Below are 20,257 nucleotides of genomic sequence, written 5' to 3' on the forward strand. Positions count from 1 at the left end.
GCTTAGAAGCGTGTGGAAGAGCTCAACAGCCCCGAATAGATGTCATCGAGTTGCTTGGCAACCACTGGCCAACTGAATGAATCGACAACGCGCCGCCTCGCCCTTGGCATACGTCCAAGCTTAACCGATTGGCCGATTTTGCATTTCAAATCCTCAAGATTATTCGGTTCGTAGAGGAAACCAAATTCCTCGCTCCCGATCACGTCAGCACAACCGTAGGACCTGGGTGCCACGCAAGGTTTCTCCATTGCCATCGCTTCCAGCAAGACCGTTGGCAAACCTTCACGATGGCTAGTCATCACCAACGTTGAGCAGCGTGAAAGCAATTCTAACGTGGCTTCATGAGACAGCGGCCCCAACGGTTGGACATTCAGGGGCACTTCAACGCAATAACGCTCCTCGAAATTACCTCTGGTCAATCCAGTACCAACCATTGAAAACTGCAACTCTGGTAGACGCCTGGCGACTTCGATAAACGCGGATGGATTCTTGACTTCGTCATTTGACCCTACAAAAACCACCGTGTTGATACGTGCACCATCCTGCGTCTTTGCCCTAATTCCATCACAGAATGAGACGTCGACGGCGTTGGGAATGACAACTGTTTCAATACGATGCTGATCCAGCAAATAACCTGCCAGCCACGGGCTCACGCAAATACGAACGTCTGCTTTTGCCGCGTGATTTAACAATGCGTGATTAGTTTTTTCTTGCCAAGCTTTAAGTTTGCCGCCATAGTCCTCTGCAAAATACAATGCGTGATACGTGTGCACCCAAGCCTTGCCGGCTTGTTGCGCACGCTGAGCAATCGCAATGAAATCCGGATCGACGTGAGAGTGAAATAGACTGTGCCGATCAATTAACGGATCGCCCAAATCCGCATGGTATTGGGATCTTTCATCACGCGTTTTTAAGAAGTCGTGCGAAGGAGTACTTGGGTACAACGCGACCGCATGCTGTGAATATTTTTCAATGCATTCCAAATGACGGCGTACACCACCGATGTTTGCCGCACGCCAAGCGAACCCAAGGGCGACCGATTGCCGGCCCTGCATACTTTTTGCGCGATCGTTATCCGCGCGGGCGACTCTCCACTGACGATACTTCGATTTAAGTCCCATTAAATAACCTGATGCTCATTGATCAGTTGCAAAACGCGCTCCGCAAGTCCCTCGGGGCTAAAGTGCTGTACAATTCGACGCCGGTTGCTCTCTCCACGCTGCAACCGTTCATTAGACGAACTTGCCAGACGATGCATAATGCGAAACAAGCCGTCCCCGTCACGAGGACTGGCTAATACGTCGCCGGCCTCCGTATCCCCAACCGCCTGACGCATGCCAGAGATATTGGTGCCGCAAACTGCCAAACCGTGCGACATCGCTTCGAGCGCTGCGTTTGGACAGCCCTCTGTTTCGGAACTGTGCACGGCAAAATCTGTCGCACTCCACAAACTGGCAGGCTTAGCAACAGCGCCAAGAAAATGCACTGATCCACATAAACCAAGGTCGAATGCAAGTACTTTTAACAGATCGGTCGATTCTGCCAATCGACCTGCAAGGGCAAGATGACAGTGTTTGCCAACATCCGTCTTGCGGAGTTCCGCAAACGCCTTTAGCAGCGTCGTGTGATCCTTGAATTGTGTTAGGTTTGCGACCATCGTGATCAATAGCTGATCTGAATGAATGCTTAAGGTTTCCCGCCAATGGGAGTTGTCTGATCGTTGAGGTATTACGATTCCATTGTTGAGTACTTCGATTCTATTTTCAGGGAGCCCAAACTTTCTGACTAAAAAGTCACGCCCTTCATATGAATTCGATACGACTTTGGGCACCGAATGAATTATTTTATGTTCCAGCTTGCTGCCATAAATGTCTCGCCCTTCGTCGCGTTGGTTCCACCACGTGAAACTCGCCTTGCTCCGCCGCCACACCATTCCGACAATTTTGCAGTTAAAGCCGATATACGGCAAAATGTAGTCAGGACGCAATTCATAGCGCAGGTACCGCTGCAATCTACGCAGGGTGATGAGCTGCGAAATCCTTCCGTTGTTCCAGTTGAGCGGAAAGACGCGAGGTTCGATGCCCAGTTCCCTGATTTCACTGGAAACCCGGCCTTCACCTCCCCACGCCAAAAACTCAACATGGCAGCCAACTCGTCGTCTTAGTTGATCCGCCAGGATGATCGCCTGACGTTCCGCCCCACCAAGTTTCGCGTATTGTCCAAGCACGAATAGAAATCGACCACCGGCAAACCGATCGATCGAAGCTTGCGAGATTTTATTCATGCGGCACTGGTTTCACGACTGCCAATCTGACAAAGCCACTCTTCGAGTACCAACAACAACCAAACGTTGACAACACGTCCCGCATCCAGGTTTACATGAACTTGCTCTTGCTCAAACCACTGGGCGATACTGGCTCCAGGGTCTGTCAGTCGTTGGCGAACGTCATCCGCCTGACCGGTGTTGCGATCGAACCAAGATTGCAACGGCATAACAAAGCCTTGTTTTGGTCGGTTGGCAAACGCACCGCCAAGCTTCTTTGCGGCCAGTGTTTTCAGTGGGATCTTACCGCTGTAGCTGTGTCCATCGGAATCCCGTGCGTATAAAGCGCCGGGGGCAATCGAGCTGACCGATCCAAAGAAGTTTCGATCCAGCATTGGCGGTCGGACTTCTAAACCGAAACGCATGCTCGCAATGTCGACCTTGCAAAGAATGTCCTCCGGAAGAAACGTCTCCATGTCGCAACGTTGCACTCGATTGACGCCGCGCAAACCGCCACCAATTTCAAATGCGTGGTCAAACGCTTCATCGCGCTGATCGGTCAAGAATCGCAGCTCAGGCCGCCACAATCGCTCTCGCGCGGCGTCGGTATACCGATTCACACAGTCCGTCCAATGCTGAGGGTCGGATGATGTATCATAAGCCTGCGAGTAACGCCACGGCATGGCTGCCTTTGCCAACGGACGAATCTTACCGCGCCAACCGGTTTCATTCGCAGAGCGGTAGTAATCGACCTTCCTCAACCAATTCCCATAGGTCCCGTATCCCGCCAACATTTCATCGCCACCGTCTCCATTAGAACCATTGGCACATAACAAATAGAAACTTGGCAACTATATCCAATTAAAGTAAATGTTAGAGAGACCGGCATCCTTCACACGTTGACGTATCACGGCCATGCCTTGCGAAGTGTCCGGAATGCACTCTTCATGCGTCTCGACAAGTGTGATGTCGACCCGTCGCAGGAGATCTCTATTAAGCAGGTCTTCCAACACATGAACCTCCGCACCCTCGATGTCGATTTTTAAAACACGTATGCGGCTAAATCTTCTCAGGAAATCAGAAAACCTGATAACATCAACTTCAGCGTAGAAGGCGTTGTTGTTATTTGTCTTGTTAGGGTTTAGCGTTGACCCTACCGAATATTTGACGGGATCGGTCAAGTGTTCTTCACGAAAGAACAACTTCATTCTCTCAACCTTGTTTGAAACTGCGACGTTGTGGAGACGCACGTTCCAATTCCAGCGAAACTTCTTTTCCAACACGCGAAAGGCGTTCGGATCGGGCTCGAACGCATGGACTTTTGCGCCAGTATTTGCCATTAACTGTGTGATTTTTCCGACGTTTGCTCCAAGGTCGATAGCAATATCCCCCCGACGCAATTCAGAGAACAAGTATTCGTCCTCGGCAGAAAGAGTTTCTCCGGTAACAACAGATGAGCTTAGACGTGCTTGCGTTACCTGGGATACAGGCCGGCAAACTTTCAGTTGAGGCCAGAACACAATTGATATGCAACCATAATTATGGGAAGAGGATTTGTTGAAAAATCAGGTAATAGCCCAGGTTCCGGTCGCGACACATCCGGCACGAGATGCAGGGCTTCCGCCAACAACATTCACCCCAAACGAATTACTCATATGGCAGTACGTTCTGCTTAAGTCAGACGCCGTCAAAACAATACTGACCTGGTGAGCTCCGGCATTCAGTGGAAGTGCGTCGAGTTCCAATGATAGGCTGGCATTGCCATCCTTCGGTGAAAACTGTTGACCGTGCCCATCCTGACCAACAGCATCCAACACAGGGATCAGTTCCTGGTTCCAGAAGAGGACTTGAGCTGTTGCTCGGTCAATATGGTCATCGCATTTTAGATCTAGCTGCACACAAAGACGGTCACCATGCCGTGCCAACACAACACCGCCCAGTTCACAAGTGTTCTGCCCACAGCTAGCTTTGACTTTGGTGATTTGAATTTCACCACTGCCAACGACACTTGTACTACCCGCAGAGAACAGCCGGAAGTAGGTTTCAAGTCCGTCAGGGAGACTACGGCCTAGGTACTCCGGCTTTCCACGATTCAGAACAAGCAGTTCCGTGCAGACCCGCATCACCTGTGTCATTGAATGCGATACAAAAATCACGGCGCAATTATCCAACAGGTCCGCAATTTTATTCAAACATTTGTAGCGAAATCCAACGTCGCCAACCGCCAGGACTTCGTCTATCAGCAAAATATCGGGTTCCATTTGGCTGGACACCGCGAAACCAAGCTTGACTTTCATGCCCGAACTGTAGTTCCTCATCGGCATGTCGAGAAATTCTTCTAGTTCCGAGAAGTCGATGATTGCATCGAGCTTGGCATCGGTCTCCCGCTTTGAAAATCCGAGCAAAGCGGCTTGGTTGTAGATATTCTCGCGGCCCGTCAGGATGGGATTGAAACCAGCCCCTAATTCGATCAACGCGCCTACACGACCTCGCATCGTGATCCGCCCCTCGTCGGGGCGATTCAGGCTGTTCAACATTTTCAACAGCGTGCTCTTCCCAGCGCCATTGTGTCCGATCAACCCAAGACACTCGCCCCTTTTCACCTCGAAGGAGACATCGCGAACCGCCCAGAACTCATCGTATCGCAACTCTCGCGTCGAACCATCATGCCCGGAGTCTTGGTGCCACGGATTTAAAGCCGTCGCCATGTCCTGGACGCCGTACCAGAGCGAACGGCGCAGCGACCGACAGAATTTTTTGGAAACATGTTCGGCGCGGATTAATACTTCACTATCGTTGGACATAACGAATTGCAGTTCGCGATTAAGCGTTCATTCGCTCAATGATATGAGGCATGGTGACCTTAAATACAACGGTCGCAGCAACCAACGCCAAGAAACTCAGAATCAGCGTGATCCCGGTCAACACCCCAAAGGGCGACTCACTGCCAATCAACCAATAGCGACTGGAGACCAACGGCGCGGTGATAGGGTTCAACAGCAACAGATTGTGCATGCTTCCCGAGGCTGGAAGCGCGTAGATCACGGGCGTCGCAAAGAAACCAAATCGCAAACCCAATTGAACAGCTCGGCCAATATCCATGTACAGCGCGGACAAAGGAACCAAAATCAGGCCCAAAGCACACCCAAATACTACAAGTGTTAGGAAACCAAGCGGGAACAACAACATGCTCCACGAGAACGCAATTCCGTAGGCTGGCAGCGCGGGAATCAAAACCAACGCCGGAATCATCGTGTTTAAGAGCGCCTTGCCGATCCCGGATAGGACCAACGCTTCGTGAGGGAAATTGACTTTGGACAGGACGCTCCGCGCTTCCGCCATAATCGCCTGCATGCCGACGACCGACATGTTAAATGCCGTCCATAATACCGTTCCGGTCAAGACAAATATTGGCACCGGCGCATTGCCGGTATCGATCGATACGAGTTGTTCATTGTTTAAGAATATCCAGATCGCGGCAGTCGCCAGCGGCGGCAGCAGGATCCAAAAGTATCCCAACAAACTTTGACGATACATCGCCCGGGTATCGCGCAGGAACATTCGCCAAGCGAGTGCCTGACTTTGTGGTATGTCGCTTATCATCGCTGCGATCGCGTCGGTAAAAGCATCGAAACCACCATGTGGCGTGATCACGCGTTCACGAAGCACTGGTCGCGGATCGTTCAATTGGAGATCCCTTGCAAGTAGGCACCGTAGTCGTTGTTAAAATGGTGCGAAATTGCAACAAGTTGCTCGCCATTGATGAAGCCTTGCGAGTATGCGATCTCCTCGGGACAGGCGATCTTGAGTCCCTGGCGTTTTTCCACGGCGGCGACGAAGTTGCAGGCGTCGAGGAGGCTGTCTTTGGTGCCGGTGTCCAACCAGGCGAAGCCGCGGCTGAATTGCTCGACGTGCAAGCGGCCCGATTCGAGGTAGGCGCGGTTGACGTCGGTGATCTCCAATTCGCCTCGGGGCGATGGTTTTAAGTTGGCTGCGATCTCGAGGACGTGGTTGTCGTAGAAGTAGAGGCCGGGGATGGCGAAGTTGCTTTTGGGCTTGGACGGCTTTTCTTCCAGCGAAATCGCTTTTCCGTTGGAGTCGAATTCGACCACTCCATATCGCTGCGGGTCGGTCACTCGATAGCCAAAAATTGTCGCTCCCGTTTCGTTCGAGGCGGCGTTAGCTAGCGTCTTGCGAAAACCTTGTCCATAAAAAATGTTGTCGCCCAAAACGAGGGCGACACGGTCGGTGCCGACAAATTCACGGCCGATGATGAACGCCTGCGCAATCCCTTCGGGTTTGGGCTGCTGGGCATAGGAGAACGACATCCCCCACTGCGATCCATCACCTAACAAACGTTCAAAAGCGGGAAGGTCGTGCGGTGTGGAGATTACGAGAACTTCGCGAATTCCAGCCAACATTAAGGTCGACAGCGGATAATAGATCATCGGCTTGTCGTAGATCGGGATCAGTTGTTTGCTGACCCCCAGGGTGATCGGATGCAGTCGCGAGCCACTGCCCCCCGCTAGTATCATCCCCTTCATACCGATGCCCCCTCGGGGATCCAGCTTCGTAGCGACTCCCGAATCGCATCGTCGACATCGGCGATTGGAATTCCCGTCGCACGCAGCTTTCGGTTGTCCATCACGCAATTAGACCGAGGCGTCTTTGCGGCCAGCGACATAAACTCGTCTTCCGAATCGAAGAATTCGAACGTCCTACCCAACTTCAATTCCTGTTCGATCATCCCTACAACTTGCCGCGTTGTCACGCTGCCGGTGTTGGTCACGTTATAAATCCCAGTCGGGACGCGTCGCAGCCAACACTCAAGCGAGGCGCGAACAAAATCGCCGAGATGGGAAATCGAATTCGTCGCTTCCAACAAGCGATGGTATCTCATCAACTTGGACAAATAATTGCGAGGAGAATCGCGGTGATTAAATGGGATGCGAAGTCGCCAAACGTAAACGTTTTCGGCTCCCGCAAGACACTCCTCTCCCAACGCTTTGCAACCAGAATAGAAGCTGCAATTGTTGGTGCGGAACGAAAAATTTGGTTCGTCCTCTTCGCGGAACCCACTGCCATCGAAGCGTACACCGGTGTAGATGCAACCGCTTGACACATGCCCCCAAGGCAAATCGCCAGCCATCGCACAGGCTTCGCGAATCGTCCCGGGCAAGACAGCGTTACCGGCAAGGCACTGCGACTTCTGCAATTCGCAAGCGTCGACGTTTGGCTTGCCTGTGTAACCGGCTGCATTGATCAAGAAGCTCGCATTGCTTTCGCGAATCAGACCGATCAGCGCGTCACGCTGCGTGTAGTCGCAATCGGACCGTGAGATCGATCGGAAATCGATCCCACGCCGCGTCAACAGTTCGCAAAAAGCGTTGCCAACGTACCCCGTTCCGCCGAGAAGCAATATCAAGTCTTCAACTCTTGCCTACGTGACGCCGCGTCGGCGGCGCGCACTTCGTTCCTTTGGGTGACAGGCACCTTCGATTGCAGTCCGGTTTGTGGGGTGTATGCATCCATGCATGATTGTGTTCGTTTAACGAAGCAGTTTCCGTCGCATTTGCGCGGTCTACTGGTAGCGAGTGAAAAGTGGCGCGGCCCATCCTGGATCACGCAAATTCGCCAATGGAATGTTAAATAGTGGATCGGACAATGCGTTGCGTCCATCGAAATTGGGGCATTCCAAATTTTAGAATACCCGGGAGATGGCGCAGTCAGCACAACCGATCGATCAAGTCATTGGAGGAGCTGCGGTAAACCGCAGCACGTCGTTCGAGGGGGGGGCCGAACGTGTTCGTCGTCGCAACGTAAATCGCGGCCACGAGTCATGATGCCTTGGCACATCACGGGAAAAGTCGTGTCCGTTTTCGTCATTTGAAAGCGTCCTTCATTCAACAGCTATCACCACAACACCACGTCGAACGCATCCGCTCTGGGGGTAGTGGCAAGCCAGTCAATCGGCCGCTTTCTCTCGGTTCCAGATCGTACACTGATATCGCAAAAATCACAATGATTAGGCCCCAAAAATACTGCACCTCGCCCCCCTGGAAGGCACTCTTGCTGCACGCCCCCCCTAAAGGAGCGGACCCGCTGGTTCGGCGCTTCACAATGCATTCGGCCAGCCAATCCGGCCCTCCACAGCACGCGGCGGCACCGACATACTCCCGGGCGGTGTTGAGCTGCAGCATGCGTCCCTCCAACGTGCTGAAAGACCGCGTCTTTGCGTCCCACCCATCGATCGCTATTTGAGGATGAAACTTTCACCATCGAGCTGACGGGGACTGGTACAAATCTTGCAAGAACTTCCGATGCGAGACGCCAACTGCCAAATTTTGCACTGCGTGGTGTCGGGCAGTTGGGGTTGATCGTGGTTTCAGTTCAAATGGACGGAGGTATGAGCCATGTCTAGTTACAACATGACCCGAGCGCTTGTTCCGAGCGCATTTGGAATTGCGGGACACGAGATGGAGGAGCTGTTCGATCGATTGTTCTATCCCGGCACCAACCCTGCCGCCACCAAGTGGACTCCCCCCGCTTCGGTGTGGGAATCGGGAGAGCATGTCCATCTGGAGATGGAACTCGCGGGGGTCAACCAGGAGGATATCGACGTCAGCTTCGAGGATGGCTTGCTGAAGATTTCGGCCAAACGCCATCAACCCGATACGACCGACCGAACCTATCTGCACGATGAGCGGACGTGGGGGGATATGTCGCGGTCGATGCGGGTCTCCAACTCGGTCGATCCCGATTCGATCGATGCCTCGTATCAAAATGGCTTGCTGCACGTCCGGCTTTGCAAACGAGCCGAGGTCCTTCCCAAGCGGATCGAGATCAAGACGCCATAGCCCGCCAGCCGGAAGAGCCGCCATTCCCGGTCGATACGACGGAGGAATGGGACCGGAAAGACTCCGCGGACGAATCGCTCCGATTCGTCCGGCGGAGATTCTTTCATCTCGATTTAACGCACTCAACAATCTCCTCTCCGCGCATGAAATCTCCAGGCTGCGCAAAGAGTGACCGATTCCGTATCGGAGCGAGCCGTCGTCCGCGGCGTTTGCGATCGAATCGCCGAAAGGCTCGACGCCAACGCCTCATTGTCCATGATGCCCATCCACATCACTCTCGGCGCTCGTACCTGCGGGTTTGCGAGAGAAGTTCAGGCAGTGACTTTCTGCCACATCTATGCAAGCGGGGGGCTGCGCCAACAATAGAGGGATCGACAGCCGATTCTCAGACCCGTGACTTTCGGAGCGTGACATTGCCCCATGGACGTTGAAATCCTCAGCCGGTTGCAGTTCGCTGGCACGATCATGTTCCATTATCTGTTCCCGCCGCTGTCGATCGGCTTGGGGCTGCAGTTGTTCTTGTGCGAGCTGGCGTTCTATCGCACCCGCAATCCCGCTTGGGAAGCGGCCGCTCGATTCTGGACCCGCGTCTTCGCCGTCAACTTTGCGATGGGGGTGGCCACGGGAATCGTGATGGAGTTCGAATTCGGCACCAACTGGGCCGCCTATTCCCGCTTCGTCGGCGACGTCTTCGGATCGGCATTGGCTGCCGAAGGGATCTTTGCCTTCTTCTTAGAGAGTGGCTTTTTAGCGGTCTTAGTGTTCGGCTGGGATCGCGTCGGCCCGAAGATGCATCTGTTCAGCACGCTGATGGTCTTTCTCGGTTCGGCGTTTAGCGCCGTCTGGATCGTCGTCGCCAACAGCTGGCAACAGACGCCCGCCGGATACCACATCGTTTGGCATGATGTTCAAGGAGAGCAGATGCCGCGGGCGGAGGTGACCGATTTCTGGGCGATGGTCTTCAATCCCTCCTCCGTCGACCGACTGACCCATACTCTGATCGGCGCCTTGGTGTTGGGGGCGTTTTTTGTCGCGTCGGTCTGCTCCTTCTATCTGCTTCGCGGGCGGCACGACGCGGTGGCTCGGAGATGCCTTTCGATCGCGCTTCCAACGGCGCTGCTATTCACGATTTTGGCAGGGGCGACCGGCCACGATTCGGCTCAAAAACTTGTCGAGACGCAGCCTGCCAAGTTGGCTGCGATCGAAGCCCACTTTGAGACGACCGACCAACCGACGGGGCTCTATCTGTTCGGATGGCCCGACGCGGCGAACAAGAAGGTTCATTTCGGCGTCCAGATCCCGCGGCTGTTGAGTCTGATGGTCTACAACGACCCGACGCGTCCGGTCCCGGGAATGGATCGAATTCCAGAAGACGCCCGGCCGCCAATTTGGCTTCCCTTTCAAACCTTCCACTTGATGGTTGGGATGGGGACCTTGATGATCGTTGTCGCGGGCATGGCCTGTTGGTCGTGGTATCGAGGCACCTACGGCGAACGTCGCTGGCTGCTGTGGGCCGTTGTTGTGATGCCGCTGGCGGCGATGACCGCCAATCAAGCCGGCTGGATCACGGCCGAGGTCGGACGCCAGCCGTGGATCGTCTATCCGTCGGTGCAAAACGGCGTCGAGATGATGGGGATGCGGACCGCCGACGGGCTCAGCGAATCGGTGACGGCAGAGCAGGTGCTCAGCTCGATCATCCTGTTTGGAATCATCTATTCGCTGCTGTTCGCGGTGTGGATCTTCGTCTTGAATCAGAAGATCCAGCATGGCCCCGATTCGCCTGAGGAGTTGACCGAATACAAGCGTCGCCACAAGGATGAATCGATGTCCGAATCGATTGGGCACGGCGGAACAGCGTACGGTGGATCGTTAATGGATAAGGAAACGTAATGAATTACGAACTGTTGACGTTCATTTGGTTTGTGCTGCTGAGCGCGCTCCTGTGTGGCTACGCGATCCTCGATGGCTTTGATCTCGGTGTGGGAATCCTGCATCCCTTCATCGCCAAAGACGATCGCCAGCGGCGGTTGGTGATGAATTCGATCGGTCCGCTGTGGGACGGCAACGAGGTCTGGTTGGTGACCTTCGGCGGGGCGTTGTTCGCCGCCTTCCCGGTCGCCTATGCAACGGTCTTCAGCAGCTTTTACACAGCGTTTTTCCTGCTGCTAACCTGTCTGATCGGCCGCGCCGTCAGCCTCGAGTTTCGCTCCAAAGTGCAATCGCCGCGATGGAGAAAAACCTGGGACTTCGGTTTCTTCGCCTCTTCGCTGACCGCGGCGGCACTGCTGGGAATCGCTGGCGGCAACGTGATGGCAGGGATGGAGCTGGGACCTCGCTACGTCTATCAGGGAAACCTGTTGAGCCAGATCTATTGGTACCCGCTGTTGATCGGAGCGTTGACAGTTTCATTGTTCGCGATGCACGGAGCGATCTATCTGTATCTGAAGACCGAAGACGAACTGCAGGATCGCGTCCAGCGGGCGATCCACCCGTTGTTCCTCACCTTCGCCGGACTCTATGTCTCCGCGACGCTTGCGACGTGGTGGCACGTTCCGCATGCTACCGAAAACATCGCGAACTTCCCCATACTTTGGATCGTTCCGATCTTGAACGCGTTGGCGGTTTTAAACATCCCGCGAGCGATGCATCTGAAACGTCCCAGCTACGCTTTTTTCTCCTCGGCGATGGTGATCCTCGCGTTTGCGTCGCTATTCAGTGTCGCGATCTTTCCCAATCTGATGCTATCGACAATCGATCCGGCCTATAGCGTGACGCTCGAAAATTCACGCAGCAGCCAAGCCACACTCGGAACGATGTTGATCATCGCGGCGATCGGAATCCCCTGCGTGCTCAGCTACACCGTGATCATCTACTGGATCTTCCGCGGCAAGGTGAAGCTGGACCCGCACAGCTACTGAGAGGCGCAAGCTCCGCCCCGACCTCAAAGAATCGGTGGCAACAACATCCAGTTGGATTTCGCGTACGCAGCATACTCTGGATAGCATCGACTGAGGAACTTTTCCTCACGCTTCGCCTTGACGATCAACACGCCCAACAGGACCAGCATTGCCGCCACTTTCCAAAAGGCCAGCGGAGCGACGGCGAGTCCGCTGCAGAACAGCAGCAGCGCCGTGTACATCGGATGGCGGACGATACGGTACGGGCCCGATACGGTCAGCGTTCCGTCGGTTTTTGGCTGCGGTAGCACGCGCAGATTCCGTCTGCCCAGCGATCGCAACGCTGCGACGTGTAAGAGGGTTCCGGCGATGCAGATCAGCAATGCCGCGGCGTTTGCGCGATCGATGCGCAGCGAAAAGATCAGCAGAGTCGGCACCAGAAACTGGACAAAAACGAGCCCCCGATCGAATCCCGACGGGCGGAGCTCCGAACGACCGGTCCGCCCCGTTGCTGCCGCACGCTGACGATCTGAACCTGGATCAGGCATGGCTTGGATCAGCTATCGCTTTTCGGCCGCTGCTGCCACGCGGCGACGATCTGTTCGATCGTCTCCTCCAAGCTCACGGTGAGGTCCCAGTTGGGATAATCGGCCCGCATCTTCGTCAGGTCGCTGTAATAGCAAATATGATCGCCGATCCGGTTTTCATCGCTATAGCTGTATCGTTGTTGCCGTCCCGTGAAGCGTTCGGTGATCTGGAACGCTTCGAGAATCGAGCAACTGTTCGCTTTGCCGCCACCGATATTGTAGACCTCCGCCACGCGAGGCGTCTCGATAAACGCAGCGATAAATCGAGCGACGTCTTCGCTGTGGATGTTGTCGCGAACCTGTTTACCTTTGTACCCAAACACGGTGTACGGTTTGCCTTCCAGATTGCACTTCACTAGATAGCTGAGGAAGCCGTGGAGTTCGACTCCCGTATGATTGGGACCGGTCAAGCAACCGCCGCGAAGACAGCAGGTGGGCATGTTGAAGTAGCGGCCGTACTCTTGAACCATCACGTCGGCGGCGACTTTGGAGGCTCCGAAAAGCGAATGCTTGGACTGGTCGATTGAAAAGCTTTCGGGAATCCCGCAGGCGTAGGCAGGATCGGCGTAGTCCCAGCGAGTTTCCTGTTCTTGCAACGCGATCGTGTTGGGGCGATCGCCGTAGACTTTGTTGGTCGACATGTGAGCAAACGGCGCTTCGGGACAGGCCTGTCGTGTCGCTTCCAACAGGTTCAACGTCCCCACGGCGTTGGTGTCGAAATCGTCGAACGGGATCGTCGCAGCGCGGTCGTGGCTGGGCTGCGCTGCCGTATGAACGATTGCGTCGGGACGGACTTCGCTTACCAGCGATAGAACGCCTTCGCGGTCCCGGATGTCGACCTCATGATGCTCGAATCCATCAATTCGGCTTGCCAACCGTCGCTGGTTCCAACGTGTGTCCCCTTGAGGACCAAAAAATACGGCGCGTTGATTGTTGTCGACCCCGTGGATCTTCCAGCCTGCGGCGGCAAAGTACATGCAGACTTCGGAGCCAATCAAGCCAGAGGATCCGGTAACCAGTAGTTTTTTCATTGTTACTAACACCCCAGGCGTGATTAGGTTTGCGAGGTCGTCATTTCAGCCGTGTGACCGAATCGCTTGTAGATCGTGTTCGACCATCAGCGCAGCGAGTTCGGGTGCTTTGGTACGGGGCTGCCAGTCGAGTGTTTCGATGGCATGTTTGGGGTTGCCGACCAGTCGGTGGGATTCCGCCGGACGCATGTATTTGGGGTCGGTCTGCACATGGTCGCGCCACTCCAGGTCTACGGAACCGAACGCGGCTTCCAGAAACTCGCCCAAGGTGTGACTCTTCCCCGTCGCGATCACATAGTCGTCGGGCGTATCGTGCTGCAAAATCTTCCAGAACGCTTCGACGTATTCGGGCGCATAGCCCCAGTCGCGCTGCGCGTCGAGGTTGCCCAGGGTCAACGTTTTCTGCAAGCCGAGTTTGATCCGAGCCGCCGCCAACGAGATCTTGCGGGTCACGAAGCTCTCGCCGCGACGTGGCGATTCGTGATTGAAGCAGATCGCATTACAGGCGAAGAAGCCAAAGGAGTCGCGGTAGACACGGACCATTTGCGTCGCGAAGGCCTTGGCAACGCCATACGGTGAAACGGGGTTCATCGGTGTCGATTCATCTTGCGGCGCGTCGCTCGGGCGTCCAAAAATCTCACTACTGCTGATCTGCATCATCCGCGGTCGCTCGGGGAGATCGCGCAGCACTTCCAACAATCGCAGCGTCCCCATCGCGGTGAATTCACAGGTCGATTCGGGGATCTCAAAACTGGCTCCCACGTGGCTCTGCCCCGCCAAATGGTAGACCTCCGTCGGCTGAATCCGGATCAACAGCCGACGAATCGTTGTCGTGTCATCGATATCGGCATAGTGCAAGAACAATTTTTGGTTGTAGATCGTCGGATCGCCAAACAAATGGTCCAATCGCGCCCGAACCGTGTTGCTGGACCGGCGAACGAGCCCATGAACCTCATACCCTTTGGCCAGCAACAATTCAGCGAGATAGCTGCCATCTTGTCCCGAAATACCGGTGATCAGTGCTTTCCGCATGCGTCAATATTACCCTTCGGGATCGTCGATCCATCGTCGTTTCTGTTGTTCGCCAAGCGAGCCAGCCTAGCGACAAAACCCAGTGCCATCAATCGGCAATCGGCTGATGCATCGGGCAACGCGGGTCCCCGATTCGCCGCATCCGCTGGCACACGTTAGCCCTTCTGCCCCAAGCGTTCCAACCGATAATCGCCCGACAGGATGTTCTGCCACCATGTTTGATTCTCCAGATACCAGCGGACGGTCTTGCGAAACCCGCTGGCAAAATCTTCGGCCGGTTGCCAGTCGAGATCTCGATCGATCTTGGTCGCGTCGATCGCATACCGCAGATCATGCCCGGGGCGATCGGTCACGAACCGGATGTTCTCTTCATATCGCTTGCCATCGGCGGCGGGTTGCAGCTCATCCAACAGACCGCACAGCATCTTGACCAGATCGAGGTTCGTGCGTTCGTTGTTGCCACCAATGTTGTAGGTCTCTCCGATGGTACCTTTCTGCAGGACACGCGTCAGCGCCCGGCAATGATCTTCCACGTACAGCCAATCGCGGATGTTTTCGCCTCGCCCGTACACCGGAATCAACTCACCTTGCAGACACTTTAAGATCACCACCGGAATCAGTTTCTCGGGGAATTGATAGGGACCGTAATTATTCGAGCAATTGGTTACCAAGACCGGCAGACCGTAGGTATCGTGCCACGCGCGGGCCAGGTGATCGGACGAAGCCTTGCTGGCCGAATAGGGCGAGTGGGGATTGTAAGGGGTCGTTTCACAAAACCCCGGATCGTCCATGCTCAACGAACCAAAGACCTCATCGGTTGAAACATGCAAGAAACGGAAGCCCTCACGGCGCGGCGGTTCCATTTGTTGATAGTGGTTCAAGCTGGCATGCAACAGATGGTAGGTCCCAACAACATTCGTCTGGATGAAGTCGCCGGGAGAATCGATCGACCGGTCGACATGACTCTCGGCCGCCAGGTGCATCACGCTATCGGGATCGTGTTTGTCGAATACAGCTTTGACAGCTTCGGCGTCGCACAAATCGACTTGCACAAATCGGTAGCGCGCATCCTGTTCGATATCCGCTAGTGACGCGAGATTGCCCGCATAGGTCAATTTGTCCAAATTGACAACTTCGTGATCGGTTTCCGCCAATAGGTGCCGTACTAGATTGGAACCGATAAAACCGGCACCGCCAGTGACTAAGATTTTCATGATAGCTGTGTAGAGTAATGCGAACCGGAGGATGTTACGTGTCCAGGCGATGTCGAGGTCCAGGAACGAAGTCGATTACATCTCCGCACCCGCAATGCGACTGCGACAGTTGTCGCAAAGCCACACACCCCTACTTAAAATATGGTCGTTCGCTCCCCCGGGAAGGTCAACCGCGGCGAGCGAAATACGAGCAGAATAACCGGAGGAAAATCCAACGTTAACATTTACGTTCCGTTGGCGGCCATCGATTTCTCTAGAATCTGGCGAATCCGATCGGCTGCGGAGCCATCGCCATACGGGTTTTTCAATCCGCTGCGGCGCGTAAATTCATCGGCATCGCACAACAACAGTTCCGCTTCGGCAAAAATCCGATCGGGATCGGTTCCGACCAATCGACAAGTCCCCGCCGCTATCCCTTCGGGGCGTTCGGTCGTCTCACGCGTCACCAGCACGGGCTTGCCCAAACTGGGCGCTTCTTCCTGAACCCCGCCACTGTCGCTCAACAGGAACGTGCAGCGATCCATCAACCAGATAAAATCTTCGTAGCCCGCCGGTTCGATCAATTCGATGCGGTCGTGATCGCCCAACAATTGCATCACCGGCTCGCGAACACGTGGGTTCAGGTGCACAGGAAACAAAATTCCAAGATCGGAATGCTCCGTTACAAGGCGTAGAATACCTTCACACATTTTTACGAAACCAGGACCATGCGATTCGCGGCGATGCCCGGTGACAAGAATCCATCGACTGGCGAGGTTGTCGAGAAACCGGCCGGCAAATGCTTCGCCGATCCCGACGCGGCGAGCGATCTGGCCAGCAGTTCGTTTTTCGGCAGCCAACGTTCCGCGAATCCATAACAGCGCATCGACGACGGTATTGCCGGTCACAAAACAATTCGCTTCGTCGATCCGTTCGGACAGCAGATGTTCTCGGCTTTGAACCGTTGGACAAAAGTGCCACCGAGCGATCGGTGCGACCAGCCGACGATTCATCTCCTCGGGCCATGGGTTTTGTGGATCGTGCGTTCGAAGCCCCGCTTCGACATGTCCGACCGGGATGCCTGCATAAAATGCCGCCAGCGCCGTCGCGAACACGGTGGTCGTGTCCCCTTGGACCAAAACCGCCGCAGGACGCGTTTCGACCAGGTAGTCAAAGACGCTCGAGATCACGCGACTGGTGATGTCGGCAAGGCTCTGCCCCGGCTGCATCAAATTCAGATCATGATCCGGTGTGAGCGAAAACGCCGCCAACGCTTGGTCGAGCATCTCGCGATGCTGTCCGGTCGATAGGAGGACCGGACGGAGAGAGGCCGATTTCTGCAGCGCAAAATAGACCGGAGCCATCTTGATCGCTTCGGGCCGCGTACCAACGACAATGCAGATGTTCTGACGCGGATCTAAAATCTTGTTCAAAGCCGCAGTGGCCTTCCGTCCATTGCACGGTCGAGAAAGTCGACGATCTCTTGATCGCCTCCCTCCCACACATCGGCAGCTAGACCTTGAAGTTTCGCGATGTCTAACCTGTCGCGATGCCGTCGGACCATCGCTCGAAAATCGTGCGAGTCGATGTCTTTCTTCTCTGCAATGCGGTGTGGCGACACCATCGCGGCATATTTTGAAACGATTGCGGCTTCGATGGATGGCAGGCGATTGCCGGTCTGCCGGTCGACCACTACATGGTCTGCAAGGATCGCGACTTGAAACGGTCCCCATGGCAACATCAGGTCGATCACAGGTATCGGTTTGTCATGAGCATCGGTTTCGGCCGGATCGAGGAACCGGACAACCTGTGAAAGTTCCCGGACCTGCAGGGCCGGCCAGCGTCGACCGATCGCCTTCATCGCCTTCTTCTTTTGGCTGTACGGCACCATCACATCGACATCTTGCGTGGCGCGCGGTTGCGACAGGTAGCCGACGTAGCCGTGCAGCCCCATCAAAACCCAGTTGCTGACACCTGCATCCTTCAGACAATCCATCACTTCTTGAGGAAGAACGTTCATCGATTCGGGCCTGTATTGGTTTCGAAACGCAGTCGTCAACCAAGCGCTTTTGCGAATCCCATACGCGTGCCCACACGGCCCCGATGGATCGGTCTCATCGACTCCCTTAAATCCATCCTGCGACAACATCGCCGCCTGCCGGGCGGCGACGAATTCAGGACTCGATGGATCGGAGGGGAGTGTCATAGGAGTTCCACAAAAAAGCGAGCATTGCGCAGGGAAGCCTGCGGTGCCGCATTATACCATACCTCGAAACGTCAGGCTTGCCCCAAGAGGCCAGAACTCAGAGCGATGAAAGGTTTCAATTTGCGGAATCCGCTGGCAGCGTTAACACAACTTGCCGATCGCGTGAACCTCGAAACCGATTTCGGTAAGATTGCGATGGTGCAATAGATTGCGGCCGTCGAACAAAAACGCCGGCTTCTGCATCGATTGATAGACCTTTTGGAAGTCGAGCTGTTTGAACTCGTCCCATTCGGTCAGCAGCGCCACGCCGTGAGCTCCTTCGGCCGCAGCCAAAGCGCTGTCGGCGACGGTGACATTTTCGTCGATCAACTTTTCGACATCGCCACCGTACCGAGCCGGGTCGTTCTGCATCACATAAGCCAACTCGCTCTTGATCTGCTCGATTCCCACCTTGGGATCGTAGATCGTCAACTTGGCTCGCTCCTCCAACAGATCGCGACAGACGTAGATCGCCGCGCTCTCGCGAGTGTCGTTTGTGTCTTTCTTAAAGGCGAATCCCCAGACCGCGATCCGCTTGTTGCTGACGGTGTTGAACATCGTCTTGACGATCCGCCGCGTGAACCGCTGCTTTTGGTAGTCGTTCATCTGCACGACCTGCTCCCAATACGCAGCGACTTCGGGCAAGCCAAAGTGTTCGCACAGATAGACCAAGTTCAAGATGTCCTTTTGGAAGCAGGAGCCGCCAAAGCCAACGGAGGCTTTCAAGAACTTTGGACCGATCCGCGAATCGGTGCCGATCGCCGAAGCGACCTCGTCGACATCGGCTTCGGTCGCTTCACACAGCGCGCTGATCGCGTTGATGCTACTGACGCGCTGAGCCAGGAAGGCGTTGGCTGTCAGTTTCGACAGCTCGCTGCTCCACAGATTCGTCGTCAGAATCTGTTCCCGCGGAACCCAGCGACCGTAGACATCGACAAGGGTTTGAACCGCGTCGCGCGATTCGCCACCGATCAAGACGCGGTCGGGAGCCAACAGATCTTCGACCGCCGTTCCCTCGGCGAGGAACTCGGGATTGCTGAGCACATCAAACGAAACGCCCGGCCGCGCCGATGAAGCGAGAATTCGCTTGACCGCCTCGGCGGTTCGCACTGGCAGCGTCGACTTTTCGACGATGATCTTATGACCGCTATCGGAATGCTCGGCGATCATTCGCGCACAGCGTTCGACAAACTCCAGATTCGCAGCCCGTCCCGCCCCGATACCGTAGGTCTTCGTCGGCGTGTTGACGCTGATAAAGATCATTTTGGCGTCGCGGATGCTGTCGGCGACGTTGGTCGAGAAAAACAGATTGCGGCCCCGCGCCTCTTCGACCACCTCTTGCAGACCGGGTTCGTAGATCGGCAGCTTGTCGCTGTTCCAAGCATCGATCCGAGCCTGGTTGATATCGACAACAGTCACGCGGATGTCCGGGCATTGTTTGGCGATCATCGCCATCGTAGGACCACCGACGTACCCAGCGCCGATGCAACAAATACTCAGTTTTTCAGCCGCACTCATGAGGAAATCCCAACTCGTTAACGCAATGTGTATTGAAAATGGTATTGGCGTCAGATGCTTCGCTTGCAGCCCTCGCCCCGCAAAGACTCGCCGCGGTTGCTATCGCCGACCGGGTAGCGTGAACGCGTTATATGTTATTTGGTCACTTCTCGCGATCCACCGCTTTCCTACGTGAAGCCGTTGCAGCCGATCGGGCTGCCCGGCTTGATCCGTTTGTACCCCACCAACATGTAACGCAAGCTGCCCCGCTGCAGCTGAAGCCTTCGCCAGCCGATGGCGCTGAAAACTGCTACCACAGCAGGCTGACGTTGCCCGATTTCGAGGCAAACATCGCACCACATTGGTGCTGCCAATCGGAACCGCACCGAAATTGCGTGCATCCACCAGACGTCGTATTACGCGACATTTTTCGATGCTTCTGGAAACATTTCCGGGATGCCCTCTGCGAGCCTGTGGAAACGTTGTCAGAAAACCGGCGGATGGCATGTCATTTGCATCTCCATCGAAAGCGAAAACGCCCCCCCCTGCTGTCTTACAAATTTCGAAGATCTTCGTGGACAGTGTGTTACGGAAGCGATAGATTGGGTTCACAGCGCGCGCGCCCACCTTGCCAGCCTTTGTGGTTCTCCGTCAC

Annotated in this window: 18 protein-coding genes; 3 read left to right on the forward strand and 15 right to left on the reverse strand. The window is 55.1% G+C overall.

What is annotated here, in order from left to right; genetic code table 11:
- Positions 1–2: 2 nt before the first annotated feature.
- The 8 genes from EC9_RS14795 to EC9_RS14830 form a co-directional block, all read right to left on the reverse strand.
- Complete coding sequence (locus EC9_RS14795; protein WP_145346455.1) at positions 3–1,121, reverse strand: glycosyltransferase family 4 protein; 1,119 nt, start codon at positions 1,119–1,121, stop codon at positions 3–5.
- Positions 1,121–2,284, reverse strand: coding sequence for a glycosyltransferase family 4 protein (locus EC9_RS14800; RefSeq protein WP_145346457.1), 1,164 nt, complete (start codon positions 2,282–2,284; stop codon positions 1,121–1,123). The genes EC9_RS14795 and EC9_RS14800 overlap by 1 nt, the downstream gene beginning before the upstream one ends.
- Entirely contained in the window at positions 2,281–3,114 is an 834-nt protein-coding gene (locus EC9_RS14805; RefSeq protein WP_145346459.1) for an asparagine synthase-related protein, read from the reverse strand. The genes EC9_RS14800 and EC9_RS14805 overlap by 4 nt, the downstream gene beginning before the upstream one ends.
- Positions 3,115–3,675 carry an FkbM family methyltransferase gene (locus tag EC9_RS14810; protein WP_145346461.1) on the reverse strand — a complete coding sequence of 187 codons (561 nt, stop codon included), beginning with the start codon at positions 3,673–3,675 and terminating at the stop codon, positions 3,115–3,117.
- 153 nt (positions 3,676–3,828) lie between these two features.
- Complete coding sequence (locus EC9_RS14815) at positions 3,829–5,067, reverse strand: ABC transporter ATP-binding protein (RefSeq protein WP_145346464.1); 1,239 nt, start codon at positions 5,065–5,067, stop codon at positions 3,829–3,831.
- A gap of 19 nt (positions 5,068–5,086) precedes the next feature.
- A complete protein-coding gene (locus EC9_RS14820) occupies positions 5,087–5,950 on the reverse strand; it encodes an ABC transporter permease (protein ID WP_145346466.1) in 864 nt (287 codons plus the stop codon).
- Complete coding sequence (gene rfbA, locus EC9_RS14825) at positions 5,947–6,807, reverse strand: glucose-1-phosphate thymidylyltransferase RfbA (RefSeq protein WP_145346468.1); 861 nt, start codon at positions 6,805–6,807, stop codon at positions 5,947–5,949. Before rfbA ends, EC9_RS14820 begins: the two co-directional genes overlap by 4 nt.
- Entirely contained in the window at positions 6,804–7,688 is an 885-nt protein-coding gene (locus tag EC9_RS14830; RefSeq protein ID WP_145346470.1) for a sugar nucleotide-binding protein, read from the reverse strand. The genes rfbA and EC9_RS14830 overlap by 4 nt, the downstream gene beginning before the upstream one ends.
- Positions 7,689–8,676: 988 nt before the next feature.
- On the opposite strand from EC9_RS14830, the gene EC9_RS14835 reads away from it, so the two are divergent.
- From EC9_RS14835 to cydB, 3 genes are all read left to right on the forward strand, one after another.
- Positions 8,677–9,120, forward strand: a complete 444-nt coding sequence (locus EC9_RS14835; RefSeq protein ID WP_145346472.1) for an Hsp20/alpha crystallin family protein — start codon at positions 8,677–8,679, stop codon at positions 9,118–9,120.
- A 420-nt stretch (positions 9,121–9,540) separates the two neighbouring features.
- Positions 9,541–11,010, forward strand: a complete 1,470-nt coding sequence (locus EC9_RS14840) for a cytochrome ubiquinol oxidase subunit I (RefSeq protein ID WP_145346474.1) — start codon at positions 9,541–9,543, stop codon at positions 11,008–11,010.
- Positions 11,010–12,038, forward strand: coding sequence for a cytochrome d ubiquinol oxidase subunit II (gene cydB, locus EC9_RS14845; RefSeq protein ID WP_145346476.1), 1,029 nt, complete (start codon positions 11,010–11,012; stop codon positions 12,036–12,038). Before EC9_RS14840 ends, cydB begins: the two co-directional genes overlap by 1 nt.
- A gap of 23 nt (positions 12,039–12,061) precedes the next feature.
- Here cydB and EC9_RS14850 read toward each other — a convergent pair whose 3' ends face one another.
- From EC9_RS14850 to EC9_RS14875, 7 genes are all read right to left on the reverse strand, one after another.
- Positions 12,062–12,565, reverse strand: a complete 504-nt coding sequence (locus tag EC9_RS14850; RefSeq protein ID WP_145346478.1) for a methyltransferase family protein — start codon at positions 12,563–12,565, stop codon at positions 12,062–12,064.
- 8 nt (positions 12,566–12,573) lie between these two features.
- Positions 12,574–13,635: an NAD-dependent epimerase/dehydratase family protein gene (locus tag EC9_RS14855; protein ID WP_145346480.1), complete on the reverse strand. Its 1,062-nt coding sequence runs from the start codon at positions 13,633–13,635 to the stop codon at positions 12,574–12,576.
- A gap of 45 nt (positions 13,636–13,680) precedes the next feature.
- The gene (locus tag EC9_RS14860; RefSeq protein WP_145346482.1) at positions 13,681–14,667 is read right to left on the reverse strand and encodes a GDP-mannose 4,6-dehydratase; all 987 of its coding nucleotides are present in this window, start codon (positions 14,665–14,667) and stop codon (positions 13,681–13,683) included.
- Positions 14,668–14,822: 155 nt separating this feature from the next.
- Positions 14,823–15,881: a dTDP-glucose 4,6-dehydratase gene (gene rfbB / locus EC9_RS14865; RefSeq protein ID WP_145346484.1), complete on the reverse strand. Its 1,059-nt coding sequence runs from the start codon at positions 15,879–15,881 to the stop codon at positions 14,823–14,825.
- 224 nt (positions 15,882–16,105) lie between these two features.
- A complete protein-coding gene (gene wecB, locus EC9_RS14870; protein ID WP_246105686.1) occupies positions 16,106–17,293 on the reverse strand; it encodes a non-hydrolyzing UDP-N-acetylglucosamine 2-epimerase in 1,188 nt (395 codons plus the stop codon).
- Positions 17,290–18,066, reverse strand: coding sequence for a hypothetical protein (locus EC9_RS26990; protein ID WP_246105687.1), 777 nt, complete (start codon positions 18,064–18,066; stop codon positions 17,290–17,292). Before EC9_RS26990 ends, wecB begins: the two co-directional genes overlap by 4 nt.
- 141 nt (positions 18,067–18,207) lie before the next feature.
- Complete coding sequence (locus EC9_RS14875; RefSeq protein WP_145346489.1) at positions 18,208–19,623, reverse strand: UDP-glucose 6-dehydrogenase; 1,416 nt, start codon at positions 19,621–19,623, stop codon at positions 18,208–18,210.
- Between the last annotated feature and the right edge of the window lie 634 nt (positions 19,624–20,257).

The organism is Rosistilla ulvae (assembly GCF_007741475.1).
GTDB classification, from domain to species: domain Bacteria; phylum Planctomycetota; class Planctomycetia; order Pirellulales; family Pirellulaceae; genus Rosistilla; species Rosistilla ulvae.